The organism is Tahibacter amnicola (genome assembly GCF_025398735.1).
GTDB lineage: Bacteria > Pseudomonadota > Gammaproteobacteria > Xanthomonadales > Rhodanobacteraceae > Tahibacter > Tahibacter amnicola.
The window spans coordinates 637,492-662,285 of the sequence record NZ_CP104694.1; the positions used below are offsets into that span (position 1 = coordinate 637,492).

Genomic DNA, 24,794 nt, shown 5'->3' on the forward strand with positions numbered 1-24,794 from the left:
GGCGCGCATGGTCGGCCATCCCGCCCGAGGGTGCAAGCGCCCAGGTTCCGGACAGCGCTGTCCAGAAATGGCACGCCCCGCGCGGGGCGGGGCGTGCAAAACGACCGGGGGGACGGAAAACCCCCGCCGGATCAATAGGCCTGCGCGGTTTCCAGGCGGCGGCCACGGGTGGCGAGCTTGCGCACCAGCACGTAGAACACCGGGGTCAGGAACAGGCCGAACAGGGTGACGCCGAGCATGCCGGCGAACACCGTGATGCCCATGGCCTGGCGGATCTCCGAACCCGCTCCCTGCGCCAGCACCAGCGGAATCACGCCCATGATGAAGGCGAAGCTGGTCATGAGGATCGGACGCAGGCGCAGGCGGCACGCCTCCAGGGCCGCATCGACAATGCCCTTGCCCTCCCGCATTTCCAGTTCGCGCGCGAACTCGACGATCAGGATGGCGTTCTTGCAGGCCAGGCCCATCAGCACGACCAGGCCGATCTGGGTGAAGACATTGTTGTCGCCACCGGTCAGCCACACGCCGGTCAGCGCCGACAGGATGCACATCGGCACGATCAGGATCACCGACAGCGGCAGCGACCAGCTCTCGTACAGCGCGGCAAGCACCAGATAGACCAGCAGCACGCACAGGGGGAAGACCAGGAGTCCCGCCTTGCCCTGGGTAACCTGCTGGTAGCTCAGGCCCGTCCATTCGAACGACATGCCGTTGGGCAGCATCTGCTGCGCCAGGGCGCCGGCACCGGCGATCGCCTGGGCGGAGGAGACCAGGCGTGGATCCGCACCGCCCTGCAGGTCGGCGGCCGGGAAGCCGTTGTAGCGCACCACCGGGTCGGGGCCGTACGTATTGCCGATCTTCACGACGCTGGCGATCGGCACCATGGCGCCGGCGGCATTGCGTGTCTTCAGATTGGCGATGTCGCTGACTTCGTCACGGTAGCCCGCATCCGCCTGCGCGATCACCTGGTAGGTGCGTCCGAAGCGGTTGAAGTCGTTGACGTAGCGCGAGCCAAGGTATACCTGTAGCGTTTCGAACAATTCGGACAATGCAACGCCCTGCTCCTTGGCCTTGGTGCGGTCGACTTCCGCCGACAGCTGCGGCACGTTGGACTGGGCAAAGCTCACCGGCCGCTCGAAACCCGGCGTCTGCATCAGCGTGCCGGTCAGCGCGTCAACCTGCTTTGCAAGCTCGCCGTAGCCCAGGCCCGTGCGGTCCTGCACGTACATCTCGTACCCGGCGGACTGGCCCAGCCCCAGGATCGGCGGCGGCATCGCTGCGAACGCGAGGCCTTCCTTGATCTCGCCGAAGAAGCGCATGTTGAGCTGCTGCACGATCTGCTCGGCGGTCAGCCCCTGGCGCTCGTGGAACGGTTTGAGCCCGAAGAAGATCGTTCCCATGTTCGGCGTGTTGGTGAACTGGATCGCGTTCAGGCCGGGGAACGCCACGGCGGTGGCCACGCCCGGGGTTTCCAGCGCGATCTCGCTCATGCGACGGATCACCTTCTCGGTGCGGTCGAGCGATGCGCCCTCGGGCAGCTTGGTGCCGGCGAAGAGGTAGAGCTTGTCCTGTGTCGGAATAAAGCCGCCGGGCACCGCGCGGAAGCCGATCACCGTGAGACCGACCAGGACCAGATAGACGACGACCATCAGCGGCGCGCGCCGCAGTGCCGGGCGACCACCCTCGGCGTAGACGTCGCCGGCCTTGCGGAAAAGGCGGTTGAACGGGCGGAACAGCCAGCCGAACAGGCGGTCGATCACGCGCGTGAGCCAATCCTTGGGCGCCCCGTGCGGCTTGAGCAGGCCCGCGGCCAGCGCCGGCGACAGCGTGAGGGAGTTGATCGCCGAGATCACGGTGGAAATTGCGATCGTCACCGCGAACTGGCGATAGAACTGGCCGGTGACCCCGTCGATGAAGGCGATCGGCACGAATACCGCGCACAGCACGAGCGCAATCGCGATGATCGGCCCGCTCACCTCGCGCATGGCGCGATGCGCCGCCTCGAGCGGACTGTGCCCCTCCTCGATGTTGCGCTCGACGTTCTCCACGACGACGATGGCGTCGTCGACCACGATGCCGATCGCGAGCACCAGCCCGAACAGGGTCAGCACGTTGATCGAGAAACCGAGCATCCAGAGCACGGCGAAGGTGCCGATCACCGATACCGGCACCGCCAGGAGCGGAATGATCGATGCGCGCCAGGTCTGCAGGAACAGGATCACCACGATCACGACCAGGGCGATCGCCTCGAACAGCGTGGTGATGACCGCCTTGATCGAGTCGCGCACGAAGACCGTCGGGTCGTAGACCACGTCCCAGGTCACGCCCTCGGGGAACTGCCTGGACAGCTCCTTCATCTTGGCGCGTACCGCATCGGACATCTGGATCGCATTGCTGCCCGGCGCCTGGAAGATGGGAATCGCCACGGCCTGCTGGTTCGACAGGAGCGAGCGCAGGGCATATTCGGACGCCCCCAGCTCGATGCGCGCGACGTCTTTCAGACGCGAGACATTGCCGCGTTCATCGGCCTTGATGACGATATTGCCGAATTCCTCCTCGGTGACCAGGCGGCCCTGCGCGTTGATCGACAGCTGCATCTCCGATGCGATCTTCTGCGGCGGTGCGCCGATGGAACCGGCGGAAACCTGCAGGTTCTGCTCCTGGATGGCGCGCACGACGTCGCCGCCGGTGAGGCCCAGCGCGGCGATCCGGTCCGGTTGCAGCCATACGCGCATGGAGTAGTCGCCCGAGCCGAAGATCAGTGCCTGGCCAACGCCGGGAATGCGCGCGATTTCGTCCTTCAGATGCAGGACGGCGTAGTTGCGCAGGTAGGTGATGTCGTAGTTGCCCTTGGGCGAGAGCAGGTGCACGACCATCGTGAGGTTGGGCGACTGCTTGAGGGTGGTGACGCCCAGGCGCCGGACGTCTTCGGGCAGGCGCGGCAGGGCCTGGCTGACGCGGTTCTGCACCTGCACCTGGGCCAGGTCCACGTCGACGCCGGTCTTGAACGTGACGGTGAGCGTCATCACGCCGTCGGAGCTGGCGACCGACTTCATGTAGATCATGTTCTCCACGCCCGTGATTGCTTCTTCCAGCGGCGCGGCAACGGTTTCGGAGATGGTCTTGGGGTTGGCGCCCGGATAGGCGGCGCGCACCTGGACTGACGGGGGAACCACTTCGGGGTATTCACTGATCGGCAGTTGCGGGATCGCGATGAGGCCCGCAATGAAGATCAGAATCGACAACACGGCCGCAAAAATCGGCCTGTCGACGAAGAAACGCGAGAAATCCATTGTGTACTCCTTGCCGTGCGCGAACGCAGCGGCGAATGTCCTGTCGGCGCGCGACGCAGCGCCCGGGGGCGCTGTCGTCGCGAACGGCTTGGGGTCAGTGCGCGGCGACGCCCTGTCCCGCGCCCGCCGCGGCCGGCGGCGGCAGTTCGGGCTGGTCCATCGGCACCACGTTTGGTGCCACCGGTGCGCCGGGGAAGAAGACCTTCTGCACGCCATTGACGATCACGCTGTCGTTGGCAGTAAGGCCGTCGGTCACCACGCGCAGGCCATCCACCTGCGGGCCGATCTTGATGTCGCGGCGCAGCGCCTTGTTCTCGGGGCCGAGCACCCAGACGAACTTGCGGTCCTGGTCGGTGAGGATGGCGCGGTCATGAATCAACGTCGCCTTCTGCGTGCCGCTGCCCAGGAGCTTGATGCGTGCGAACAGGCCGGGGGTGAAGAGGCGCTCCTTGTTGTCGAACACCGCGCGGGCGCGGATGGTGCCGGTGTTGGCATCCAGTTCGTTGTCGACGAAATTCATCACGCCCTCGTGCGGAAAGCCGTCTTCATCGGCCAGGCCCATGCGCACGGGGTTCCTCACCTCGCGCGAACTCTGGCGTTCGCCGGAGCGGGCCAGTCCCTGGTAGCGCAGATAGGTCTGTTCGTCGCCCTCGAAGGACACATACACCGGATCGAGCGACACCACCGTGGTCAGCAGCGTGGCGGTGGGCATGCCGCTGGTGACGAGGTTGCCGGGCGTCACCTGGGCCTTGCCCACGCGGCCGTCGATGGGGGCCGTCACGCGGGTGAAGTCGAGGTTCAGGCGTGCCTGGTCGGCGGCCGCCTGCATGGCTTTCACGTCGGCCCGCGCCTGGGCCAGCTCGTCCTCGCGCGTATCGACGTCGATCGCCGCACCGAGTTTCGCGGCGGCAAGTTGGCGCGCGCGTTCAAGCTGCCGCTGCGCGAGGGTCACGCGCGACTGCGCGCGCTCGACGTCGGCCTGGGCCCGCGCGAAGGCTGCGCGGTACTCGCGGTCGTCGATGATGAAGAGCACGTCGCCCTTCTTCACTTCGCGGCCTTCCTCGAACTGGATCTTCTCCAGGTAGCCCGTGACGCGCGGACGCACTTCCACCTTGTCGACCGCTTCGATGCGGCCGGTGAACTCGTCCCACAGGGTGATGGATTTTTCCACGACGCCGGCGACGTTGACGGCCGGCGGTGGCGGCATGTGCGCAGGTGCGCCGCTGGTCTTGGCACAACCGGCGAGAATCAAGGCCAGCGCGGCCGCCAGCACGGCGGTTCGCACGCGCAAGGCGACGGTGGTCGGGTTGGTGCGTTGCATGTCCCACTCCTTCGGATCAGTAATCATTCAAGCCGCGCCGACCGGTTCCGGAACGCCTCCGGCGCGCAGTCCGAGCACGGCGGAAGCGCCGTCGGAACTGGCGAGAAGGTCGACGATATGGCGGCCGACTTCTTCGGCATCAAGCCATTCGGTACAGGCGCAGTGGTCGTTCAGATGCGTGCGCACAACGCCGCGAAGTGACAATTGCTGCACCCGCAGCGGAAGGCCGCGGCTTTCCTCGTTGACGACGCGCGCGAGCATGCGCAGCGCCGCATTGGCGATTGAAAAGTGGCCGTATCCGGCCCATGGAAATTCCGCCGCGCCGCTGCCGATGCTCAGGTACAGCGCGCCGGGCGAATATTCCGCCAGCAGCGGAATCAGATGCCGCGCCGCGATGAAATGCCCGACGACGTTGGCATGCAGCTTGTCATCCAGGAACACCTCGTCGCGATCGAGCAGTCTTCCGCTGGTGCGCGGCGGGCTGATCGAAACGACGATACCGGCGAGGCGGCGGCGCATTTCGCGCAGCTGTCGCGACAGGTCGCGGCCGGCTTCATCGCTTTCGACGCTCGCGGGAAGCACGGTCAGCGACGTCGGATGGCCCAGCCGTTCGGCCAGTCGCAGCAGGTTTTCACGATTGCGACTGACCGCAATGACCGGATGACCGGCGGCCAGCAGCGGTGGAATGATGCCGCTGCCGACGCCACCTGTGGCGCCAATCACAACTACGGAAGATTTCATCGGACGGAATGCATGTGTCTATAGGACAATGGTCGAGACGTGACGCGTGCTACACGATGTGTGAAGAAGCACGGCGACGACGGGTCGTGCATCCTATGTGTCCGGCGGCAGTTTGATTAGCCATCCAAATCGGGAATGATTGTTTCGTGAGCGGCCCAATCGGCGAATGCGATGAATCGTGATCTCAACGACACCCTGATCTTCGTGAAGGTCGTCGAACAAGGCGGGTTCACCGCGGCGGCAAAGGCGCTGGGGTTGCCCAAGACCACCGTCAGTCGCAAGGTCAATGAACTGGAGCAGCGGCTGGGGGCGCGACTGCTCCAGCGAACCACGCGCCGCATCGGGCTGACCGAGGCCGGGGCGCTCTACTACGAACACAGCCGGCGCATCGCGCGCGAACTGGACGAAGCCGAGGCGGCAGTCAATCAATTGCAGGGCGCGCCGCGCGGCTGGCTGCGCGTGACGGCGCCGCACACGCTGGCAGTCAATGCACTCTCGCCGATCCTGCCCGAATTCATGGCGCGCTATCCCGAGGTGCGCGTCGAGCTGATCCTGAGCAATGACGTGCTCGATCTGGTCGGCGCGGAAATCGATGTGGCGCTGCGGGTTGGCAACCTTGGCGATTCGAGTCTGAGTGCGCGACGGCTCGGCAGTTTCTCGGGCCAGGTCTATGCCAGCCCAGACTACATCGCGCGCCACGGCGAACCGCTGACGCCGCACGAGCTGCTGCACCACCGCGCCCTGGTGATGAGCCAGTACCGGTCGGGCACGCGCTACTGCTGGCCGTTGCGCAGCGATACCGAGGATGGCGAATTCCCGGTCACGCCGATCCTCCTCTCCAACGATTCGAGCCTGTTTCTCAGTCCGCTCGCGGCCGGATCCGGCCTCGCCCTGCTGTCGGATGCGCTGGTCGCGCCGCTGCTCGCATCACGCTGTGTGCGGCGCGTGCTGACCCAATGGCGCAATCCCGGGCACGAACTCAACGCCGTGTTTCCGGCGGGCCGGTCGCAGCTGCCCAAGGTGCGTGTATTCGTCGATTTTCTGCTCGAACGGCTGCGCCTGGGCGAGTGGTACCTGGCCTGTTCCAAATCGCGGGACGGCGAGCCGCACACCGAAACCCTCGCGTAGTGGCGCCAGTGGACGGGGTGGTTCAGGCCGTCGTCGGAAACTCGCCGTCGAGGTAGTACCAGCGTCCGTCCTCCTGGACGAACCGGCTGATCTCGTGCAGCCGCTGTGCGCTGCCGCCGCCCACCTTGAAGCGCGCGACGAATTCCACCATCGCGTGGGTGTTATCCGTGCGCTGGTGACGGCGCACCTCAAGACCCAGCCATTTGGGCGGCGTGGCTTCACGCGCCAACCCCAGCGAAGCCGGTCGCGTGCTGGCGTGCCAGGTCGCCAGCAGATAGGGCTCCAGGCGCATCACATAGGCCGCGTAGCGCGAACGCATCAGCGCGGCGGCATCAGCGGCAAGTGCGCCGGCATGCAGCGGCTCGCAACACGATGTGTAGCGCTGGCCAGACCCGCAGGGACACGGTGGCGGTGCGGCGGCGGCCATGGTGAGAGTGTCGGGTCGTTTCCGGGTCATGCGCAGAGCCTTGCAAGTGGGGGAATGATCGCCGGGGCGGCGGCCGGTCTCAACTGGCCGGCTGGCGGTGGGCGTTGAATCGGCGCGATATGCGCCAATCTTCGCCTTCGCGACCATCCGCAAGGAGGCTGTAATGCCGGATCGGACCGAACCCCTGACCCGTCGGCTGCCGCGCAAGCCGGCCCCTTCCCGCACCGACCCCGACAGCGCCATCCCGGACAACGTCACCCTCGCGCAGTTGCGCGAGGCGGCGGCGCGCTGTCGGGCCTGCCCTTTGTGGAGGCCGGCAACGCAGACGGTATTCGGCGAAGGCCCGGCACGGGCGCGCATCATGCTGATCGGGGAGCAGCCCGGTGACCAGGAAGATCGCAGCGGCCGTCCGTTTGTCGGTCCTGCCGGCCAGCTGCTTGATCGCGCGCTCGCCGAGGCGGGCGTGGCGCGGCAGGCGGTCTACCTGACCAACGCAGTCAAGCACTTCAAGTTCGAGCGGCGCGGCAAGCGCCGCCTGCATGCGCGCGCCAATGCCGCGGAACAGGCGGCCTGCCGCCGCTGGCTGGACGCCGAGCTGCGGCGCCTGCGTCCGCGCCAGATCGTCTGCCTGGGCGCCATGGCGGCCCAGGCGGTGTTCGGACGCGCATTCCGCCTGCTGCGCGAGCGCGGGGCATGGCGTGAACTGCCGGATGGCGCAATGGCGTTTGCGACCGTGCATCCGGCCTACCTGCTGCGCTTGCGCGATCCCGCGGAGCGCGAGGCGGCCTACGCGGCGTTTGTCCGCGACCTGCGCCTGCTCCGGCACGCCTGATGCCTGTTCAGCGCCCATTGCACCGGGTTGGCGACGCTACGCGTCCCTGACTGCCAAGGTGACTGCGATGCGTGTGCAATGGCTCTTCCTCGCGCTGGTGACAGCGCTTCTGCTCTCGGCCTGCGGCTCTTCTTCGACCCGCCCTTCGGCGGACGCACCGCCGGAGATGGAAGCGGCGAGCAGCGGCGGGTAATCCGGGAAGGTCACGCTGGTCGATTCATGGGGCTGCGAGAGAGCACGCTCGCGGCCTTGCAGACCTACCTCAGCGATAGTGTCCGCCGGCGGGGCCCTCCTTCCGGCGGACGCGGAACGCCAGACTGATCCGCGGGCCGACCGGGTAGTCGACCTTGGGAATGCCGTGGTCGTAATGCAACTGGGTGGCGTAGCTCATGATGAGCAGGCTGCCGGGCGCAAGATCGAGTTGCAGCACGCGTCGCGGCGGTCGTTTGGCGCGGATCGTCATCTGTCGCGTATCGCCCAGGGACAGCAGCACGATCGGAGTGCCAGGCTCCAGCTCGTCCAGATGGTCATTGTGAGGCGCGACGCTGTCGCGCCCGTCACGATAGAAGTTCAGACCGACACTGTTGAAGCGCACGCCGCTTCGACTTTCCGCGACATCGGACGCGTCGCGTAACGGTAGGGGCAGGGATGCGTCATCCAGGCGGAAACTCGCCACCAGCCGGGGCACATCGACGTCGCGTTCATACATCCGGCGTCGTTCGTGACGCCAGTCGATGGCCTCGCGAAGTTGCGTAAACCAGTGCCCGGCGGTATCGGTGTCGATGCAGTCCGGCAGGTATTCAACGAAGCCGGTGGCATCGTCGAACAGGCGCGACGACGGCGACGGAAACAGGTCTGACTGCATCATCGCCGTATCGCCATGCCATCGGGCGACACCGTGCCGCGGCGATTCAGGCGGGCCGGCCGCCCAGCACGCGTGCGGGCAGCATCACGATTGCGCGCAGCAGTTCGAACACGCCCGTGAAAGCCACGCCGACCAGGCGGAAGGGCAGCAACAACAGCCACACGACCGGATAGAGCACCAGCGCGAGCAGCGCCAGCGGCCAGCAGACGATGAGCAGCAGCAGCCAGACGAGGAACGTGAGCACGGTAATTCCTTGTTGCGGTCATGCACGTCCACCTTGGCAGATTGGCGCGCCGGTTGGATGTGCCGGAAGTCGACCGCCCGTCGCTGGCGGGCGCGGCGGTAACCCGCTATCCGACCGATTCTGTGTCGCAAAGGGCGAGACACCCGCCGGCGACAGTGGCAGCCCCTGCGGAGGACACCGTCATGCATCAACGGATCGCCTATACCGACCCCTGGCTGGAATTGCTCGATTGCATTGAAGACGCCGTGCAATTGTGCGCATTTGACTATTTTGCCGCCGCGCGCGACGAGCTGCGGCGCGCCGACCGCCTGCTCAAGATGTCCCTGCGCCAGTGGGAAGGCGAAGAGGCGCAGATCGCACGGGCATGGCTGGCCAAGGCCTGTGAACCCCAGACCGGCAGCAGCGATGCGCGCCGGGCGCACTACGCGGGCACGCTCTGGCGGGCGCGCCGTGCAGTGCGGCGTTATTGGCTGCGCCAGCAGGGCGTGGCCTGGGACCCTTACCCCGAGGCCCTGACGCGTCCGTGGAGCATGAGCGAGATCCGCGTAGTGGCGACCGGCGCCGACGCGCCCCGGAGCGCGTCAGCCGGGACGGATGCAGACACTCAGCGCGGCGGGGCGCCCAACTCGCGCGTATCGAGATAGCCGTTGTGGTCGACGTCCTGGCGGCGGAACACGTCCGCCAGGCGCTGCCGGTGACGGGCGAGCGAGATCGGTCGCGTGTTGGGGCCGACAGTCGCCGGATCGAGCTCGGACAGGTCGACCACGCCATTGTTGTTGCGGTCCATCGCGCGGAAGATCTGGCTCAGGTGATCCTGGTACTCGACCAGGCTCACCCGCCGGTCGCGGTCGGTATCCATCTCGGACAGATAGTCCTGCGTCGACGAGGCGTACTGCGCCAGGGCCATGCCGGTGGGCAGGATGAGAAATGCAGCAGCGGTGCGTCGGATCATTCGCATGCGGTTCGCTTCAGGCCTGATGGCTTGCTGCTGACGCGACAGTGCCGGTGCGCGTCGCACGATGGGCAATCACGGCGCCGATGCCCAGCAGCAGGGCCGCCAGCAGGAACGCCGCGCCAGGCAGGTGCCAGGAATTATCCTTTCCGATGCCCCAGGCGAAGGTCTGGGTATACAGCTCCGGGCCGATCACGCCGGCGAGGCTGACCAGGCTGGCCAGCGCCCCCTGCAATCGCCCCTGCTCGTGCGGATCGACCTGCCGGGTGACCAGGGCCTGCGTCGCCGGGTTGACGAATCCCCACAGCGCCAGGAACGGGATGGCGAACAGGGCGATCCAGCCAGTGGCGGCCAGCCCCTGCCAGGCGAATCCGACGACGCCGAAGAGCAGCCCCGCCAGCAGTGCCCGCCGCTCGCCAAAGCGCTGCACGATCTTGCCGACGAGGATGGCCTGCACGATGCCGTTGCAGATGCCGACCAGGCCCAGCGTGAACCCCACCGCTTGCGGGCCCCAGCCGTAGCGATAGTCCACGTACAGCACGAAGGTAGTGTTGAGCACGTAATGCGCCAGCTGGGACAGGAACATCACCGTCGCCAGGCTGAACACCTGCGGGTAGCGTCGAAGCAGCATCAGCGAGCCCAGCGGATTGGCGTTCCTGATGTCCAGGTGCCGGGTCCGGCGTTCCGGCGGCAGCGATTCGGGCAAGATGAAATAGCCGTAGGCAAAATTGGCCAGTGCCAGCCCGCCGGCGACCCAGAACGGCAGGCGCAGGTCGATTTCACCGAGGAACCCGCCCATGGCAGGGCCTAGTACGAAGCCGATGCCGAAGGACGCGCCGAGCTTGCCGTAGGTGGCCGCGCGCTTTTCCGGCGGCGTGATGTCGGCGATGTAGGCGTTGGCGGTGCTGAAACTGGCCGATGTCATGCCGGAAATGATGCGGGCGACCACCAGCATCGGCAGCGAATTGACCACCGCCATCAGGAAGAAATCCAGGCCCAGGCCCAGGTTGGACAGCAGGATCACCTTGCGCCGGCCGTAGCGGTCCGACAGCGCACCCTGGATGGGCGTGCAGACGAGCTGGACGATGGCAAAGATGGTGCTGATGATTCCGACCCAGTGGGCCGCCGCGGTCGACTCACCGCCGGCCATCTGCTTGATGAGCATCGGCAGCACCGGAATGATGATGCCGAAGGCCACGATATCGAGCGTGACGGTCACGAAGATGAAGGCCAGCGCCGCGCGGCGCAGGGTCGGAGCAGTAGCTGGCGATTCCACGATGACCTGCCTGGGATGTTGCGAGCGCGCGAAGTCTAGCCGCGGCAGGCGTGGATGTCCCGCGACGGTACGCCGGATCACGGTTCCGCCCGGCGGCCGGGCCCGGGTGCGACGAAGTCGCATTGGCTGAGGCCGGATCGCGGCGTGTACCATGCGCGGCATGAGCGACCAGTCCACCACCCATTTCGGATACCGCGACGTCCCGGTCGCGCAGAAGCAGAAACTCGTCGGCGAGGTGTTCTCCTCCGTTGCCGCCAAGTACGACCTGATGAATGACCTGATGTCCTTTGGCATCCACCGCCTCTGGAAACGGCATTTCGTCGGGATCGCCGGCATTCGCGCCGGTGATCGCGTACTGGACCTGGCCGGCGGCACCGGCGACATTGCGGCGCTGATGCTGCCCAAGGTCGGCGCGACGGGTGAGGTGGTGCTGGGCGATATCAATGCGTCGATGCTGCGCGTGGGCCGCGACCGGCTGACCGACCGTGGTCTCGTGCAGGGATTGCGCTACGCGCAGATGAACGCCGAGGCCTTGCCGTTTCCGGACCGTACGTTCGACGCCGTGACCATTGCCTTCGGCCTGCGCAATGTCACCGACAAGCAACGCGCGCTCGAGGAAATGCACCGCGTGCTGAAGATCGGCGGCAAGGCCCTGATTCTCGAGTTTTCCGCCGTAAAGCTGGAATGGCTCAAGCCCCTGTACGACCTCCATTCCTTCCAGGTGCTGCCGCGCCTGGGCCAGCTGTTCGCGCAGGACGCCGACAGCTACCGTTACCTGGCCGAATCGATCCGCAAGCATCCGGACCAGGAAACGCTGGCCGGCATGATGGAGCAGGCGGGCTTGGTCAAGGTCGAGGTGCGCAATCTCAGCGGCGGCATCGTCGCCATTCACCGCGGCTACCGGGTATAGAGACGCTATCGATGCGGTAGCGCGCTACGGTTCGATCATGCCCAGCGCGATGGCGCGGGCCACCGCCGGCTGGCGGCCGTTCACGCCGAACTTCTGCGCCGCGTTCTGCAGGTGGAACACCACGGTGCGCTCGCTGACGCCGAGCACGCGACCGATTTCCCAGCTGGTCTTGCCTTCGGCGGCCCAGTGCAGGCATTCGAGCTCGCGCGTGGTCAAGTGCGGGGGCGGTGGCAGCGCCGTCGCGTGGGAGTAGCGATGGCCGGCCTCGTGGATGTAGTGGGCGAACAGGTGCAGGTCCGCTGCCCGGTCGGCCAGTTCATCGGCCTGGCGCGGATCGGACGAGGCAAATGACACCATGCCCCAGGTACAGCCCAGTCCGTGGATCGGGATGCTGATGCCGCTCTTGAGTCCGTGTTCCGCCGCCTCGCGGAACAGCCGTCGTGCCGCAAGGCTCAGGCTCTTCTCGCCGCGACGCAGGTGACGCCGCGTCGGCCACACGATGGGCGTCGCATGGGCATGGCAATGCGCCACCACCGGGTCGATACGGAGGTAATCCTGGGCGAAATAGCGCTCAACCCATTCCTGTGGAAAACCGCCCATCAGGAACTGCGGCCGGCGTTGATCGATGAGCGGAAGATCCAGTGCGTAACACCAGTGATCCACGCCGTGGGCGCGCGCCAGGCGTGTCACCGCCCGGGCCAGTTCGGCTTGCGTGTGGGCAGTGGAAAGTTGCTGCAGCTGGTCGAGCTGGAAATTCATCCACACTCCGCGATCTGCACTCCTCCACTATAGCGAAAATTCCGGAGCGCCGGAGCGGCCGAACTGTCATCAGGGCCGACATTCGTGGCCGGTCGTCGTGGCGGGGCAGAGTGCGCCCGGTCACCGTGTCGACGGTAGCGGGCGCGGCACGGCCGCAGGCCGAACGGCCTACGCCGCGCAGGGCGGCCGGTGGCATACTCGGGACTTTCAGCCAGCCAGAAAGCCCATGTCGTCCACGTCAACGCTTTTCGCCGCGGTCATGACCCTCTGCGCGGTCCCCGCCTACGCTGCCAATGATCCCCAGTCCTATGCGCAGACGGACAAGGTCCGCATCCGCGCACTCAAGCTGGACCTGGATGTCGCCTTCGACAAGCGCCAGCTCAGCGGCACTGCCGAGCTCAGCCTGGACTGGCGCGACAAGAAGGCGCTGGAACTCAGGCTCGACACGCGCGACCTCACCATCGCGAAGGTCGAGGCGCTGGATGCGTCCGGCAAGGCGATTCCGGCGACCTTCACGCTCGCGCCGCGCGATGCGCTGTACGGCTCGGCGCTCACGATCGCCCTGAAGGAACAGGTGCCGTCGGTGCGCATCACCTATGCCACCTCGCCGGAAGCCTCGGGTCTGCAGTGGCTCACGCCGGAGCAGACCGCCGGCAAGAAGAAGCCGTTCCTGTTCTCGCAGTCGCAGGCCATTCACGCGCGCTCGTGGGTGCCGCTGCAGGACACCCCTGGCGTGCGCTTCACCTACACCGCCGATGTGAAGGTGCCCAAGGCGCTGCGTGCCGTGATGAGCGCCGACAATGATCCGGCGCACGCCCTGGACGGCAAGTTCCATTTCACGATGGACAAGGCCATTCCTTCGTATCTGATGGCGCTGTCGGTCGGCGATCTGGCGGTGAAATCGACCGGCCCGCGCACCGCGGTGTACGCCGAGCCGTCGATGGTGGAAAAAGCTGCCAAGGAGTTTGAAGACACCGAGAAAATGATCGTCGCGACCGAGAAACTCTACGGCGCCTATCCGTGGGGTCGCTACGACATCCTCGTGCTGCCGCCGAGCTTTCCCTTCGGTGGCATGGAGAACCCACGCATGACCTTCGCCACCCCGACGGTGGTGGTTGGCGACAAGAGCCTGGTCTCGCTGGTCGCGCATGAGCTGGCGCATTCGTGGTCCGGCAACCTGGTGACCAATTCCACCTGGAAGGACATCTGGCTCAACGAAGGATTCACCAGCTACGTCGAATCGCGCATTGTCGAGTCCGTCTATGGCCGCGAGCTGGCCGACATGGAAGACGTCATCAGCCAGTTCGGGCTGCGCCAGGAGCTGGCGACACTCGAGCCGGCCGACCAGCTGCTGATGCTGGCGCCGCAGGACGGACGCGATCCGGATGCGGTGCTCAGTGACGTGCCCTACATCAAGGGCCAGTGGTTCCTGACCTTCCTCGAGCAGCGCTTCGGCCGCGAGCATTTCGATCCGTTCGTACGCAGCTATTTCGAGCATTTCGCCTTCCAGAGCATCGACAGCGAGCAGTTCCTGGCCTACCTGCGCGAGAAGCTGGTGACGAAATTCCCGGGCAAGGTCACCGAGGCCGAACTCGACGCCTGGCTGAAGAAGCCGGGCATTCCGGACTTCGCCACGGCGGCGACGTCCAAGCGGTTCGAGGCCATCGATGCCGCCCGCGCCGACTGGCTGGCCGGCAAGGTGGCCGCCAAGGCGATCAAGAGCACCGGCTGGAGCACCCAGGAATGGGTCCGCTTCGTCGAAGCGTTGCCGGAAAAGCTCGACACGCGCCAGCTGACCGAACTGGATGAGGCCTTCCATTTCACCGGCACCGCCAATGGCGAGATCGCCCAGCGCTGGTACCCGCTGACCGTCCGCAGCGGTTACGTCGCGGCGCGGCCCGCGATCGAGAAATTCCTGATCGGGATCGGCCGGCGCAAGCTCATCCTGCCGACCTGGGAGGCGCTGGCCGCGACGCCCGATGGCCACGCCTTTGCCACCGCGGTGTTCGCCAAGGCGAAGCCGGGCTACCACCCGATCACGACGGCTTCGGTGACGACCACGCTGGAAAAGGCCAGGAAAAAGTGACGGGGCGGCCACGGCGGCGCGGGCCATCGTCCGCCGCTGCCGTGGGCGCGTCAGTTATGTGATACTCCCCGTTCTCTCGATCTTTCCTTCGTATCCGGAGCAATTCCATGTCTGATAACCAGGCCAACGGCCAGGCGTCCGCGCAGGCCCAGCTGTCCGTCCAGAAGATCTACATCAAGGATTCGTCCTTCGAGGCGCCGGGCGCCCCGCACATCTTCCAGGACCAGGGCCAGCCGCAGATCCAGCTTTCGCTCGGCCACCAGGCCGCCGCGCTGGCGCAGGACGTCTACGAGCTCGTCCTCACCGTCACCGTGACCTGCAAGATCGGCGAAAAGACGGCCTACCTGGCCGAAGTGAAGCAGGCCGGCATCTTCGGCGTCGCCGGTTTCGACGAGCAGAGCCGCGATGCGGTGCTCGGCAGCTACTGCCCGAATGTGCTGTTCCCCTACGCCCGACAGGCCGTGTCCGACATGGTCCAGGGCGGTGGATTCCCGCCGTTCTTCCTGCAGCCGATCAATTTCGACGCCCTGTACGCCGAAGCCGCCCGCCGTCGCGCGGAAGGCGAAGAAGCGCCGGCGCTCAACGCCTGATCGCTCCGCAATGACAGCGCAAACCCGCGTCGCCGTCATCGGCGCCGGCTCCTGGGGTACTGCGCTTGCGGCTCTGCTCGCGCGGCATGGCGCGCTCACCACCTTGTGGGGGCGCGATGCCGCGGCGATGCAGGCGATGACCGCGACCCGCCGCAATGCCCGCTATTTGCCCGACAGCCCCCTTCCGGACGCGCTTTCCTTCAGCTCGGACCTCGCCGCCAGCGTGCGCGATGCGGACTGGCTTCTGGTCGTTACGCCCAGCCACGCGTTTGGTGAGCTGATCGAGAAGATCGCCGGCCTTCCGCACCGGCTGGAAGGTGTGGCCTGGGCAACCAAGGGTTTCGAACCGGGTACCGGCCGGTTTCTGCATGAATTGGTCGAAGAGCGCCTTCCAGGCGTGCCGGGTGCGGTCGTCACGGGCCCGTCATTTGCCCGCGAAGTCGTCGAAGGGCTGCCTACCGCCGTTACCGTGCATTCGGACCACGCCGAGTTCGCCCAGCGCGTGGCGGAGCTGCTGCACGGACCGAGTTTCCGCGCCTATACCGGTTCCGACATCCTCGGTGCCGAGCTGGGCGGGGCGATGAAGAATGTACTGGCCGTGGCCACCGGCGTCGCCGACGGCATGCGCCTGGGCCTCAATGCCCGCGCGGGCCTGATCACCCGTGGTCTCAACGAGATGCTGCGGCTGGGCGTTGCCATTGGCGCCAAGGCGGAAACCCTGATGGGGCTGGCCGGCCTGGGCGACCTGGTCCTTACCTGCACCGGCGACCTTTCACGCAACCGGCGTCTGGGCCTGGCGCTGGGGAAGGGCGTCGGACTCAAGCAGGCGGTCGCCGAAATCGGCCAGGTCGTGGAAAGCATCCAGACCGTCGACGAGGTCATGCGCCTGGCGACGCGCCATGCCGTCGAGCTGCCCATCGCGCGGCACGTGCAGCGCGTCCTGCACGAAGAGATCACGCCGGCCGAGGGGCTGCGCCTGCTGCTGGCGCGCGAGCAGAAGCCCGAATACCCGGACGATTTCGTCGCCTGAACGGCGGGGCGGCCAGCCGCCCCGACCGGGCTGCATAGCCGGCCGACTTGCCTGGAAGCCCCCTGTCCTGCTATAAAGCGCGGCTCGCTCCGCGTCGCCCAGAAGGACAGGGCCAGGGACTCCGCCACACGGTTACGGTTTCCCCCGCAGTACACCTGACGCTAGCGATCTCCAGCACCGTGTGGCATCGCCGATGCCGCTGGCCGATACCGCCCTGGCCAAGGGCGGCAACACGACTATTCCGAGGTACGTATGGCCCGTAAATGCCAAGTTACCGGCAAGGGTGCGATGAGCGGCAACAACGTCTCGCACGCCAACAACAAGACCCGTCGCCGCTGGCTCCCGAACCTGCACGAGCGCCGCTTCTGGGTGCCGAGCGAGAACCGCTGGATCAAGCTGCGTCTTTCCAACAACGCCCTGCGTACCATCGACAAGAAGGGCATCGAGGTCGTCGTCGCTGAGCTGCGCGCTCGTGGCGAGAAGATCTGAGGAGCACTGAATCATGGCATCCAAGCGCGACAAGATCCGCCTCGTGTCCACGGCCGGCACCGGCCACTTCTACACGACCGACAAGAACAAGAAGACCACGCCGGACAAGATGGAGATCAAGAAGTACGATCCCGTCATCCGCAAGCACGTGGCCTACAAGGAAGCCAAGATCAAGTAATTGATCGGTTTTCCCGGCATGACAAAAAACCCGCCTTCCGGCGGGTTTTTTGTTGCCTGCGACCAGGGCGCAGAGTTCAGGCGAGCTCGGCGTGCTGCGGCAACACAGCACCAACCGCTGTTCTTGGGCGCCCGGTCAATCGCCCTGGGTGGCTGCCTGGCAGCCGAGCAGGTCGTTGTCGTTGATGACCCACTTGTCCTTGTCGGCACACAAAGCCACGTCTTCGATAATGCACTCGTCGCCGTCCTCGTCCACGACGCGCACGTCGTAGGAATCACAGGGAACGCCGTTGAGCGTGAACGTCTCGCCGTTGCCGATGGTGTGACTGCCGAGCTGATCCGGACCCCATTCGCGTTGCTCCGTCGGCGAGAAATACAGCTCGTGCACGGCGAAGTGCGAAAGGTTCTTGATGATGACCTTCGAGTCGGACGAATCGGCCATGGCCGGTCCGCACGCGACGGTCGATAACAGCACACCGATGCAGAAAAGGCGGGTGGATCTCATGAGCTCGCTCCTGGTTGTGCGCGCCGGAAGGCGCCGGTGGATTGCAGCGGATGAGGGACGGATTTGCAATCGGGCGAGTGGCTGGCCAGGTGCTTCTGGCGGGCGCGGCTGTTGTGGCGAAATGCCGTCTTTCGCAGGTTGGTGCTGAGCGAAGCGAAGCCCAGCATTGCCGGGCACTTTGGTGTGTTCGGGCTTCAAGAACAGCAGCGTTTCGTCTGCCTTGCAGGCAGCCGACTTCGCGAGTCGTCTCTGGGGTAGCGCAGAAGCAACAGCAACTGCGAAAACGGTCCGGGCTACGCGTTTCGTAGCCCGGGTTAACCCGCAGGGTTCACCCGGGGCGAACGTGCGTCGACGTCGGAAATGCGCCACGTCGTGCGGGCAACGATGATCGGGCGGCAATACATCGTTCACCCCGGGTGCGCTGTGCTTACCCGGGCTACAAAATCGAAAGCGCTGTATTCGTAGGCTGGCGCGTCATGACTGCCCAGGCGGTGTCCTGCGTGGCCGCACTTCGTTGCACGGATCGCGCGCCGTGTACCTGCGCCTAGCCACACCAAAGCGCCCGGCAATGCTGGGCTTCGCTTCGCTCAGGACCAACCTACAAAGCCAAAGCGAGGCAGGTCGGCCGCCCGCAAAACCCCCATCAGATATCCATCCCCAACCGCCACCGCGCACCGATGGACTGCGCCTTCTGCAGCACGACGGCGAAGTCGTCCAGCTCCGCGATGAGGTCGGCGTGCCGCCCGGCGTCTGCCTGCTGGCGCAGTGCAATGGCGAGGCGGGCGAAGTACTGCTGGCCTTCAGCGCTGTCGTGCCATTGGCTGTCGTCGGGCAGGTCCAGGCCCTCTGCCAGGTCCGCTGACTCATCATCATCATCGACGCAGAGGAACTGCATCAAATCGGGCAGGCCCTGCGTGCGCGCCAGGGTGTCGAGCAGGGGCTGGCCCTTGCCTACGGTCTTGCCGTCGACGGATGCATCAAAGCCCGGCGCGTCGGTGTCCAGCACGATGTAGTAGGCGACACCCATGGCGCTGCTCCCTCTGCTCAGGTTGCATCGGCGCATCCACGCCGCCGGTGCGGTGACAGTCTGAGCATACGGAATGCGGCGCGCGGCACGATCGACGGGGTCACATTCGTGCAAGTCGGATTGCCGAAAACAACGACGCCCGCACAGGGCGGGCGTCGCCGAATGCCTTGGTGAGAGGCGATCAGGTCGCGTTGACCAGCCGGTAGCCCTTCAGGCGCGCCGAGAATTCCTGCAGCGCGCGAATACCACTCTCTTCCGCTTCACGGCACCACTGCTTCAGGCCTTCGAGCATCACGGCGTCGCCGCCACGCTGCTCCATGAGTTCATGCAGACGCTGGCGGTATTCCATGACGGCAGCCATGGTGGGACGCTGGTTGACCCATTGCCCAAGGCGCTCGCGGGCATCGTGATCAAGCCAGCGACCGCCGCTCGAAAGGGCCTTGCGCAGGCGGTTGGGAAGGTCCTTGAGACTGTTGCCGGCCTGCTTGGCTTCCTCGTGCAGGGTGGGGGCGATGACGCCGCTGAAGTAGTCGGTCATCACCTGGAACTTGTGCGTCAGCAGGGCCTTGAGCGTCTCGGTGTCGGGCAGGTGCACATTGGGCAGCACGTCGAGCGACGGCGCCACGCGCAGCACCTTGGCCATGCCCAGCTTCTCGAACAGCTTGATCGCGGCCCAGCCGATGTCGAACTCGAAGCGGCGCAGGGCGAACTTGGCCGAGCTCGGGAACGCGTGGTGATTATTGTGCAGTTCTTCGCCACCGATGATCAGGCCCCAGGGGCTGAGGTTGGTCGAGGTATCGTGGCTTTCAAAATTGCGGTAGCCCCACCAGTGGCCCAGGCCGTTGACCACGCCGGCGGCCATGAAGGGAATCCAGATCATCTGCAGTGCCCAGATGAAGACGCCGTACAGGCCGAACAGCGCGAAGTTGATCAGCAGCATCAGGGTCGGGCCGGCTTCCGGGCAGGCGGCGTAGACCTTGTGCTCCAGCCAGTCGTCCGGCGTGCCCTTGCCGTACTTTTCCATGGTTTCCGTATCGCGGCGCGCCTTGCGGTACAGGTCGACGCCGTCGAGCAGCACCTTGCGGATACCGAAGAACTGCGGGCTGTGCGGATCTTCCTCGGTTTCGCACTTGGCGTGGTGCTTGCGGTGAATCGCCACCCATTCCTTGGTGACCATCGCGGTCGACAGCCAGGCCCAGAAACGGAAGAAGTGCGCCAGTACCGGGTGGAAATCCACGCCGCGATGCGACTGGCTGCGGTGCAGATACAGCGTGACCGAGAAGATGGTCAGCTGGGTCACGACGAGGAAATAGACGAGCAGTGTTGGCCAGTGCGCGTGCATCAGGCCGCCGGTCAGGAAATCGGCAACAGCGTCAAACATTGGAGTAAACCACCTAGGAGGCGAGGGCTTGACTATACCGCAGTCGGCGGACGTGGGGATCAAACAGAAGCAAAGCAAGTGCCATCCGCCGCCAATCCCCGACACTACACGATTCCGCGTTGTTCAAGTTGAGTCTAATCAAGCGCTTCGCAGGTTTTCGTGTCAGCGCGCGCCGGCGTGACGCCGAATGTCCGTACGGTCCTGGATGGGTCCGGATCGGCGGAAATACGTCACGCGTCGCGGTCCAGGGCGACGGCGCTTGTCGGTTTGCGGCCGCATCGGGAACAATCCTGCCCCGGCAACACGCGGCGTCCCTGTGACCGATCCCATTCCTGTTCCCATCCTGGCCGTCAACGCCGTGTCGCGCTCGCTCGCCGGACGCGAGATCGTGCGCGATCTGAGCCTGTCCCTGCGGCGCGGCGAGGTGCTGGGACTGCTGGGCATCAACGGCGCCGGCAAATCCACCACGTTGCGCATGATCGCCGGCGTGCTGGCGCCGGACCGTGGCCAGGTCCTGATCGATGGCGCCGACCTGTACGAAACGCCGGAACTGGCCCGCCGTGGCATCGGTTACCTGCCCGAACAGGCGCCCTTGCACCGGGAGCTGACGGTGGAGGAGTTCCTTCGGTTCTGTGCGCGGCTGCGTGGGCTGAAGGGCGCGGCCGTCGGTGCGGCGCTGGACCAGGCCATCGCGCGTTGCGACCTGGCGGAAGTGCGCCGGCGCCTGATTGGCCAGTTGTCCAAGGGGTTTCAGCAGCGGGTCGGAATTGCCCAGGCACTGATCCATCGTCCGCCGCTGGTGATCCTGGACGAGCCGGCCTCCGGTCTGGATCCGGTGCAAAGCGTCCGCATGCGCGAGCTGGTTGCAAGCCTTCGTCCTGACCACGCCGTGATCCTGTCGACCCATCTCCTGGCCGAGGCCCAGGTGTGCTGCGACCGTATCGCGATCCTGCACCGGGGCCAGCTGCGTCACCAGGCGGCGACATCTGCCGAGCGGACCGAGCAGCTCGAACAGCAATTCCTGCGCATCGCCACCGACCTCGAACCTGTCGCCGGGGTGGGTGTATGACGACGCTGATTCTGGCCCGTCACGAATGGCGGCGGCTGCTGGTGCAGTCCTGGACCTGGGGCCTGCTGGCGGCCACCGTGGCGCTGCTGGCCTACCTGTTCCTGCTGCAGGTCGACGCCTTCCTCGGCGGACAGTCGCGCCTGGCTGCCACGCCGGACGCGCCGGGCGTCACCGATCTCGTCGCCGTGCCGCTGCTGCGCATGGTCGGCAACCTGCAACTGTTCCTGGTGCCGCTCCTGACCATGCGTGCGGTCGCCGGCGAACGGCGCGACCACTCGCTGGCGCTCCTGCTTTCCTCCGGTGTCGACGACGGCGCCATCGTGCTGGGCAAGTGGCTGGGCGTGATGGGCTGGAATCTGGCGCTCATTGCCCTCGCGACGCTGATGCCGCTGAGCCTCCTGACTGCCACGCCGGTGGACCTGGGCCGCGTCGCCGCTGCTGTCCTCGGGCTGATGGCGCAGGCCGCCCTGCTGTCGGCGGTGGGCATCTATCTGTCGACGCTCACCCGGCAGCCGCCGTTGGCGGCGGCCCTTGGCGTCGCGGCCAATCTCGGACTGAACCTGGTGGATGCCGGCGCGCGGCTCAATGGTCTCAACCATGGCCTGATCAACTGGATTGCACTGCCCAGTCACCTCGATCCCCTTATGCGGGGGCTCGTATCGGCGGTGGACCTGGCCTACTTCGCCATCGGCGCGGCGGCCTGCCTGGCGCTGGCGGCGGGCCGCGTCGGCAGCTTGCGGAGCGCCGACTGATGCCATTTCGACCGCACCGCTGGCTGCGCGCCGCGCTGATCATCGCCGCCGCCCTTCTGCTGGGATTCCTCAGCACGCGGCTGAGCTTCCGCCAGGACTGGACCGCCGGTGCGCGGGCATCGCTCGGGCCGCAGACGACGGCCCTGCTGCGTACGCTCGACGCGCCGGTGGAAGTGGTTTCCTACGCCAGCGAAGTCGGCGCGCTGCGCGGTGCGATCGGCGATTTCATTGCGCGCTATCGCGTGGCAAAGCCTGACATCTCGCTGGCCTTCGTCGATCCCACCGTGGATCCGGCGGCCATGCGCGAGCGCGGCGTGCAGGTCGACGGCGAACTGGAGGTCCGCTACAAGGGGCGTAGCGAGCGGCTCAAGGTGCTGAACGAGCGCGAGCTGTCCAACGCGCTGCTGCGTCTGTCGCGCAGTCGCGAGCGCATGGTCGCCTTTCTCTCCGGTAATGGCGAACGCAAGCCCGACGGTGCGGCGAATGCGGATCTGGGCCAGTTTGCCCGCGTCCTGCTCGACCAGGGCATCCGCGCGGTGCCCCTGGTGCTGGGACCGAATGCGCGCATTCCCGACAACACCGACCTCGTCGTCATTGCCAATCCCCGGGTGCCGCTCGCCGATGCGGTCGTGGCGGAGCTGGTGGACTGGGTCGAGCGTGGCGGCGCGCTGCTGTGGCTGTCAGAGCCCGGCGAAGCCGTCGGGCTGGATCCGCTGGCCACGGCGTTGTCGGTCCGGGTGCTCGACGGCACCCTGGTCGATGGCAGTGGAGCGCGGCTGGGGCTGGGTGATCCGAGTTTTGTCGCCGTTACGGCCTATCCGGCGCACCCGGTGACACAGGGATTGAACCTCACCACGCTGTTTCCCCAGTCGGTGGCGCTGGCGCAACTGACTGGCGCGCGCTGGGACATCAAGCCCCTGCTCCGTTCCAGCGCACAGAGCTGGACCGAAACGGGCGTGATTTCCAGGACCGCCGAGTCGACCATCCGCTACGACGCCGACGGCCAGGAAATGCGCGGGCCGCTGGACCTGGCCTTCGCCCTGAGCCGGCTCTCGCCGCGTCCAGACCGGCGCGAGCAGCGCACGGCGGTCATCGGAGACGGGGATTTCCTGTCCAACAGCTTTCTCGGCAACGGGGGAAACCGCGAGCTCGGCGTGCGCATCTTCAACTGGCTCCTGGCCGATGACGACCTGATCGAGGTTCCCGATCGCGCGGCGCCGGATCGTGAACTGGTACTGTCGCAGGCCGGTCTCGGGCTCCTGGGTGGCGGCTTCCTGGTCGTCCTGCCGTCGCTCCTTGCGGCGACGGGCGGGCTGTTGTGGTGGCGCCGGCGTCGCCGCTGATGAAGCGCGAAACGCGCAAGAACCTGTTCCTGCTGTCGCTGGTCACGGCGCTGGCCGCGGGCTCGTGGTGGGTGGTGATCGGTGAACGGCAGGCGGCGTACACGCCGCTGACGACAATGGCGGCTGACATCGACATACTGGCGATCGACTGCCCCAGCCAGTGCCGTTCGCGCCGTTTCGCGCGCGAGGAAGGACGCTGGCAGATGCGCGAGCCCTATGCCATGCCGGCTGAGCCCGAGGCCGTGCGGCGTCTGCTTGCCCTGGCCGTGGCGCCGTCGCGATCGCGCCGGCCCGCGTCCCAGTACGACTTGTCGAAAATCGGACTGCGCCCTGCCCTGGCCATCGTGACGATCGGGCACGAAGCGCTTTCCCTGGGCGGTACCGATGCGATCAACGGCGATCGTTACGTCCGGATCGGCGGCGACGTCGCCCTGGTCGCCGACCGTTTCAGCGCCTGGGTGCTGGCGCCGCCCGAATCGGAGATCGACCGCCATCCGGCGGCGCCGCTGACGGTGCACAGTGTTCTCGTGGAGGGCAACCCGCATCCCGAGCTCGTCCCGGCCTGGCAAACGGTGACGGCCAGCCAGGTGCAGACGCCAGTACAGATTTCCGCTTCGGATAAAACGATATTGGTGGAACTTGTTGCAAGCGACGCCGACGAGCAGGTGCGCCTGCGCGTGCTGCCCCGCGAGGGGCGTTACGTCGCCCTGCGCGAGCAGCCGCCCCTGGCCTACTGGCTGGACGAAGCCCAGGTGCAGCAGCTGCTGCCGGCGACACGCTGATGCCCGAGCTGCCCGAAGTCGAAACCACGCGCCGAGGCCTCTACCCGCACCTGGTGGGGCGTCGCGTCACCGACGTGGTGGTACGGCGGGCGAAGCTGCGCTGGCCGGTCGCGGAAGAGCTGCAGACTGTCCTGCCTGGCCAGGTGGTCAACGCGATTGAGCGCCGCGCCAAGTACCTGCTGGTGCACACGGCGGCGGGAAGCCCGCTGCTGCACCTGGGCATGTCCGGCTCGCTGCGCGTGCTGCCCGCCGCCGTGAAGCCCGAGTTGCACGACCATGTGGACTGGTGCCTGGACAACGGACACGTGCTGCGTTTCAACGATCCGCGTCGCTTCGGCTGCCAGCTCTGGCAGGCACCGGGTACGCTGCATCCGTTGCTGCAGGATCTGGGGCCGGAGCCGCTGGGCGATGACTTCAGCGGACGCTATTTGTGGAATCTTTCGCGCGCACGCAAGGCGGCGGTCAAGCTGTTCCTGATGGACCAGCGTGTCGTGGTGGGCGTGGGGAACATCTACGCGGCCGAGGCGCTCTATGCCGCCGGCATCCACCCGGCCCGGGCGGCGGGCAAGGTGTCGGCCGAACGCTATGACCGGCTGGCCGCGGAAGTGCGCCGCATCCTGGCCTATGCGATCGAGCGCGGCGGAACCACGCTGCGCGATTTCATCAGCCCGGACGGCCAGCCGGGCTATTTCGAGCAGGAACTGTTTGTCTACGGGCGTGCCGGTGAGCCCTGCCGGCTCTGCGGCGGGGCGGTCCGCTCGGTGACGCTGGGACAGCGCAGCACCTTCTATTGCGCGCGCTGCCAGCGCTAGCGG

Annotated in this window: 27 protein-coding genes; 15 read left to right on the forward strand and 12 right to left on the reverse strand. The window is 66.4% G+C overall.

From position 1 onward, the window contains the following. Window positions 1-131: 131 nt before the first annotated feature. The 3 genes from N4264_RS02605 to N4264_RS02615 all read right to left on the reverse strand — a co-directional run bounded on the left by N4264_RS02605 (window position 132) and on the right by N4264_RS02615 (window position 5,355). Window positions 132-3,293, reverse strand: coding sequence for an efflux RND transporter permease subunit (locus tag N4264_RS02605; protein ID WP_261695522.1), 3,162 nt, complete (start codon window positions 3,291-3,293; stop codon window positions 132-134). Window positions 3,294-3,387: 94 nt separating this feature from the next. Next, entirely contained in the window at window positions 3,388-4,614 is a 1,227-nt protein-coding gene (locus N4264_RS02610) for an efflux RND transporter periplasmic adaptor subunit (RefSeq protein ID WP_261695523.1), read from the reverse strand. Between the two features lie 27 nt (window positions 4,615-4,641). Then, the gene (locus N4264_RS02615; RefSeq protein WP_261695524.1) at window positions 4,642-5,355 is read right to left on the reverse strand and encodes an SDR family NAD(P)-dependent oxidoreductase; all 714 of its coding nucleotides are present in this window, start codon (window positions 5,353-5,355) and stop codon (window positions 4,642-4,644) included. A 171-nt stretch (window positions 5,356-5,526) separates the two neighbouring features. Between N4264_RS02615 and N4264_RS02620 the strand changes: the two genes are divergently transcribed. After that, window positions 5,527-6,483, forward strand: a complete 957-nt coding sequence (locus N4264_RS02620; RefSeq protein WP_261695525.1) for a LysR family transcriptional regulator — start codon at window positions 5,527-5,529, stop codon at window positions 6,481-6,483. 22 nt (window positions 6,484-6,505) lie between these two features. Here the strand turns inward: N4264_RS02620 and N4264_RS02625 are convergent, their stop codons facing one another. Continuing rightward, entirely contained in the window at window positions 6,506-6,940 is a 435-nt protein-coding gene (locus N4264_RS02625) for a YchJ family protein (protein WP_261695526.1), read from the reverse strand. A 67-nt stretch (window positions 6,941-7,007) separates the two neighbouring features. On the opposite strand from N4264_RS02625, the gene N4264_RS02630 reads away from it, so the two are divergent. Both N4264_RS02630 and N4264_RS02635 read left to right on the forward strand, forming a co-directional pair. After that, window positions 7,008-7,742, forward strand: a complete 735-nt coding sequence (locus tag N4264_RS02630) for a UdgX family uracil-DNA binding protein (protein ID WP_261695527.1) — start codon at window positions 7,008-7,010, stop codon at window positions 7,740-7,742. A 67-nt stretch (window positions 7,743-7,809) separates the two neighbouring features. Further along, window positions 7,810-7,935, forward strand: coding sequence for a hypothetical protein (locus tag N4264_RS02635; protein WP_261695528.1), 126 nt, complete (start codon window positions 7,810-7,812; stop codon window positions 7,933-7,935). 69 nt (window positions 7,936-8,004) lie between these two features. On the opposite strand, the gene N4264_RS02640 is transcribed toward N4264_RS02635, so the two are convergent. Together N4264_RS02640 and N4264_RS02645 are read right to left on the reverse strand one after the other, a co-directional pair. After that, window positions 8,005-8,610 (reverse strand): alpha-ketoglutarate-dependent dioxygenase AlkB family protein, encoded by a 606-nt coding sequence (locus N4264_RS02640; RefSeq protein WP_261695529.1) that lies wholly within the window; start codon window positions 8,608-8,610, stop codon window positions 8,005-8,007. A 43-nt stretch (window positions 8,611-8,653) separates the two neighbouring features. After that, window positions 8,654-8,851, reverse strand: coding sequence for a hypothetical protein (locus tag N4264_RS02645; protein WP_261695530.1), 198 nt, complete (start codon window positions 8,849-8,851; stop codon window positions 8,654-8,656). 182 nt (window positions 8,852-9,033) lie between these two features. Between N4264_RS02645 and N4264_RS02650 the strand changes: the two genes are divergently transcribed. Beyond that, on the forward strand, window positions 9,034-9,495 hold the full coding sequence (locus N4264_RS02650; protein WP_261695531.1) for a hypothetical protein: 462 nt from the start codon (window positions 9,034-9,036) through the stop codon (window positions 9,493-9,495). Here the strand turns inward: N4264_RS02650 and N4264_RS02655 are convergent. Together N4264_RS02655 and N4264_RS02660 are read right to left on the reverse strand one after the other, a co-directional pair. Beyond that, window positions 9,456-9,809, reverse strand: coding sequence for an EF-hand domain-containing protein (locus N4264_RS02655; RefSeq protein WP_261695532.1), 354 nt, complete (start codon window positions 9,807-9,809; stop codon window positions 9,456-9,458). The two genes, N4264_RS02650 and N4264_RS02655, sit on opposite strands and share 40 nt — an antisense overlap. Before the next feature lie 10 nt (window positions 9,810-9,819). Continuing rightward, window positions 9,820-11,082 (reverse strand): TCR/Tet family MFS transporter, encoded by a 1,263-nt coding sequence (locus N4264_RS02660; protein WP_261697561.1) that lies wholly within the window; start codon window positions 11,080-11,082, stop codon window positions 9,820-9,822. Between the two features lie 157 nt (window positions 11,083-11,239). Between N4264_RS02660 and ubiE the strand changes: the two genes are divergently transcribed. Beyond that, window positions 11,240-11,989, forward strand: a complete 750-nt coding sequence (gene ubiE, locus N4264_RS02665; protein WP_261697562.1) for a bifunctional demethylmenaquinone methyltransferase/2-methoxy-6-polyprenyl-1,4-benzoquinol methylase UbiE — start codon at window positions 11,240-11,242, stop codon at window positions 11,987-11,989. A gap of 24 nt (window positions 11,990-12,013) precedes the next feature. Here ubiE and N4264_RS02670 read toward each other — a convergent pair whose 3' ends face one another. Next, window positions 12,014-12,748: a helix-turn-helix transcriptional regulator gene (locus tag N4264_RS02670; protein ID WP_261695533.1), complete on the reverse strand. Its 735-nt coding sequence runs from the start codon at window positions 12,746-12,748 to the stop codon at window positions 12,014-12,016. 226 nt (window positions 12,749-12,974) lie between these two features. Here N4264_RS02670 and N4264_RS02675 point away from each other — a divergent pair, with 226 nt between their 5' ends. The 5 genes from N4264_RS02675 (at window position 12,975) to rpmG (ending at window position 17,121) form a co-directional block, all read left to right on the forward strand. Beyond that, the gene (locus N4264_RS02675) at window positions 12,975-14,834 is read left to right on the forward strand and encodes a M1 family metallopeptidase (RefSeq protein ID WP_425508304.1); all 1,860 of its coding nucleotides are present in this window, start codon (window positions 12,975-12,977) and stop codon (window positions 14,832-14,834) included. Window positions 14,835-14,941: 107 nt separating this feature from the next. Continuing rightward, entirely contained in the window at window positions 14,942-15,424 is a 483-nt protein-coding gene (gene secB, locus N4264_RS02680) for a protein-export chaperone SecB (RefSeq protein ID WP_261695534.1), read from the forward strand. A gap of 10 nt (window positions 15,425-15,434) precedes the next feature. Next, window positions 15,435-16,454: an NAD(P)H-dependent glycerol-3-phosphate dehydrogenase gene (locus N4264_RS02685; protein WP_261695535.1), complete on the forward strand. Its 1,020-nt coding sequence runs from the start codon at window positions 15,435-15,437 to the stop codon at window positions 16,452-16,454. 252 nt (window positions 16,455-16,706) lie between these two features. After that, a complete protein-coding gene (gene rpmB, locus N4264_RS02690) occupies window positions 16,707-16,943 on the forward strand; it encodes a 50S ribosomal protein L28 (RefSeq protein ID WP_261695536.1) in 237 nt (78 codons plus the stop codon). Between the two features lie 10 nt (window positions 16,944-16,953). Further along, window positions 16,954-17,121 (forward strand): 50S ribosomal protein L33, encoded by a 168-nt coding sequence (gene rpmG, locus N4264_RS02695; RefSeq protein WP_425508329.1) that lies wholly within the window; start codon window positions 16,954-16,956, stop codon window positions 17,119-17,121. A gap of 135 nt (window positions 17,122-17,256) precedes the next feature. Here the strand turns inward: rpmG and N4264_RS02700 are convergent, their stop codons facing one another. From N4264_RS02700 to N4264_RS02710, 3 genes are all read right to left on the reverse strand, one after another. Continuing rightward, window positions 17,257-17,625, reverse strand: coding sequence for a hypothetical protein (locus N4264_RS02700; RefSeq protein ID WP_261695538.1), 369 nt, complete (start codon window positions 17,623-17,625; stop codon window positions 17,257-17,259). A 643-nt stretch (window positions 17,626-18,268) separates the two neighbouring features. Further along, window positions 18,269-18,652 carry a hypothetical protein gene (locus tag N4264_RS02705; protein ID WP_261695539.1) on the reverse strand — a complete coding sequence of 128 codons (384 nt, stop codon included), beginning with the start codon at window positions 18,650-18,652 and terminating at the stop codon, window positions 18,269-18,271. A 181-nt stretch (window positions 18,653-18,833) separates the two neighbouring features. After that, window positions 18,834-20,033 (reverse strand): DesA family fatty acid desaturase, encoded by a 1,200-nt coding sequence (locus N4264_RS02710; RefSeq protein WP_261695540.1) that lies wholly within the window; start codon window positions 20,031-20,033, stop codon window positions 18,834-18,836. 316 nt (window positions 20,034-20,349) lie between these two features. Here N4264_RS02710 and N4264_RS02715 point away from each other — a divergent pair, with 316 nt between their 5' ends. The 5 genes from N4264_RS02715 to mutM are packed head-to-tail and all read left to right on the forward strand — an operon-like array spanning window position 20,350 to window position 24,791. Beyond that, window positions 20,350-21,102, forward strand: coding sequence for an ABC transporter ATP-binding protein (locus tag N4264_RS02715; protein ID WP_261695541.1), 753 nt, complete (start codon window positions 20,350-20,352; stop codon window positions 21,100-21,102). Then, the gene (locus tag N4264_RS02720) at window positions 21,099-21,854 is read left to right on the forward strand and encodes an ABC transporter permease (protein ID WP_261695542.1); all 756 of its coding nucleotides are present in this window, start codon (window positions 21,099-21,101) and stop codon (window positions 21,852-21,854) included. Before N4264_RS02715 ends, N4264_RS02720 begins: the two co-directional genes overlap by 4 nt. After that, window positions 21,854-23,197, forward strand: coding sequence for a GldG family protein (locus tag N4264_RS02725; RefSeq protein ID WP_261695543.1), 1,344 nt, complete (start codon window positions 21,854-21,856; stop codon window positions 23,195-23,197). The genes N4264_RS02720 and N4264_RS02725 overlap by 1 nt, the downstream gene beginning before the upstream one ends. Next, window positions 23,197-23,979 (forward strand): DUF4340 domain-containing protein, encoded by a 783-nt coding sequence (locus tag N4264_RS02730; RefSeq protein ID WP_261695544.1) that lies wholly within the window; start codon window positions 23,197-23,199, stop codon window positions 23,977-23,979. Before N4264_RS02725 ends, N4264_RS02730 begins: the two co-directional genes overlap by 1 nt. Then, entirely contained in the window at window positions 23,979-24,791 is an 813-nt protein-coding gene (gene mutM / locus N4264_RS02735) for a bifunctional DNA-formamidopyrimidine glycosylase/DNA-(apurinic or apyrimidinic site) lyase (RefSeq protein ID WP_261695545.1), read from the forward strand. The genes N4264_RS02730 and mutM overlap by 1 nt, the downstream gene beginning before the upstream one ends. Window positions 24,792-24,794: the final 3 nt, after the last annotated feature.

Coding starts and splice junctions, on each gene's coding strand:
- N4264_RS02620 (WP_261695525.1), top strand. CDS start 5,527: ATGAATCGTGATCTCAACGACACCCTGATCTTCGTGAAGGTCGTCGAA.
- secB (WP_261695534.1), top strand. CDS start 14,942: ATGTCTGATAACCAGGCCAACGGCCAGGCGTCCGCGCAGGCCCAGCTG.
- N4264_RS02710 (WP_261695540.1), bottom strand. CDS start 20,033: ATGTTTGACGCTGTTGCCGATTTCCTGACCGGCGGCCTGATGCACGCG.
- N4264_RS02655 (WP_261695532.1), bottom strand. CDS start 9,809: ATGCGAATGATCCGACGCACCGCTGCTGCATTTCTCATCCTGCCCACC.
- N4264_RS02720 (WP_261695542.1), top strand. CDS start 21,099: ATGACGACGCTGATTCTGGCCCGTCACGAATGGCGGCGGCTGCTGGTG.
- N4264_RS02700 (WP_261695538.1), bottom strand. CDS start 17,625: ATGAGATCCACCCGCCTTTTCTGCATCGGTGTGCTGTTATCGACCGTC.
- mutM (WP_261695545.1), top strand. CDS start 23,979: ATGCCCGAGCTGCCCGAAGTCGAAACCACGCGCCGAGGCCTCTACCCG.
- N4264_RS02610 (WP_261695523.1), bottom strand. CDS start 4,614: ATGCAACGCACCAACCCGACCACCGTCGCCTTGCGCGTGCGAACCGCC.
- ubiE (WP_261697562.1), top strand. CDS start 11,240: ATGAGCGACCAGTCCACCACCCATTTCGGATACCGCGACGTCCCGGTC.
- N4264_RS02605 (WP_261695522.1), bottom strand. CDS start 3,293: ATGGATTTCTCGCGTTTCTTCGTCGACAGGCCGATTTTTGCGGCCGTG.
- N4264_RS02650 (WP_261695531.1), top strand. CDS start 9,034: ATGCATCAACGGATCGCCTATACCGACCCCTGGCTGGAATTGCTCGAT.
- N4264_RS02615 (WP_261695524.1), bottom strand. CDS start 5,355: ATGAAATCTTCCGTAGTTGTGATTGGCGCCACAGGTGGCGTCGGCAGC.
- N4264_RS02730 (WP_261695544.1), top strand. CDS start 23,197: ATGAAGCGCGAAACGCGCAAGAACCTGTTCCTGCTGTCGCTGGTCACG.
- N4264_RS02670 (WP_261695533.1), bottom strand. CDS start 12,748: ATGAATTTCCAGCTCGACCAGCTGCAGCAACTTTCCACTGCCCACACG.
- N4264_RS02685 (WP_261695535.1), top strand. CDS start 15,435: ATGACAGCGCAAACCCGCGTCGCCGTCATCGGCGCCGGCTCCTGGGGT.
- N4264_RS02675 (WP_425508304.1), top strand. CDS start 12,975: ATGTCGTCCACGTCAACGCTTTTCGCCGCGGTCATGACCCTCTGCGCG.
- N4264_RS02635 (WP_261695528.1), top strand. CDS start 7,810: ATGCGTGTGCAATGGCTCTTCCTCGCGCTGGTGACAGCGCTTCTGCTC.
- N4264_RS02640 (WP_261695529.1), bottom strand. CDS start 8,610: ATGATGCAGTCAGACCTGTTTCCGTCGCCGTCGTCGCGCCTGTTCGAC.
- N4264_RS02705 (WP_261695539.1), bottom strand. CDS start 18,652: ATGGGTGTCGCCTACTACATCGTGCTGGACACCGACGCGCCGGGCTTT.
- rpmB (WP_261695536.1), top strand. CDS start 16,707: ATGGCCCGTAAATGCCAAGTTACCGGCAAGGGTGCGATGAGCGGCAAC.
- N4264_RS02725 (WP_261695543.1), top strand. CDS start 21,854: ATGCCATTTCGACCGCACCGCTGGCTGCGCGCCGCGCTGATCATCGCC.
- N4264_RS02625 (WP_261695526.1), bottom strand. CDS start 6,940: ATGACCCGGAAACGACCCGACACTCTCACCATGGCCGCCGCCGCACCG.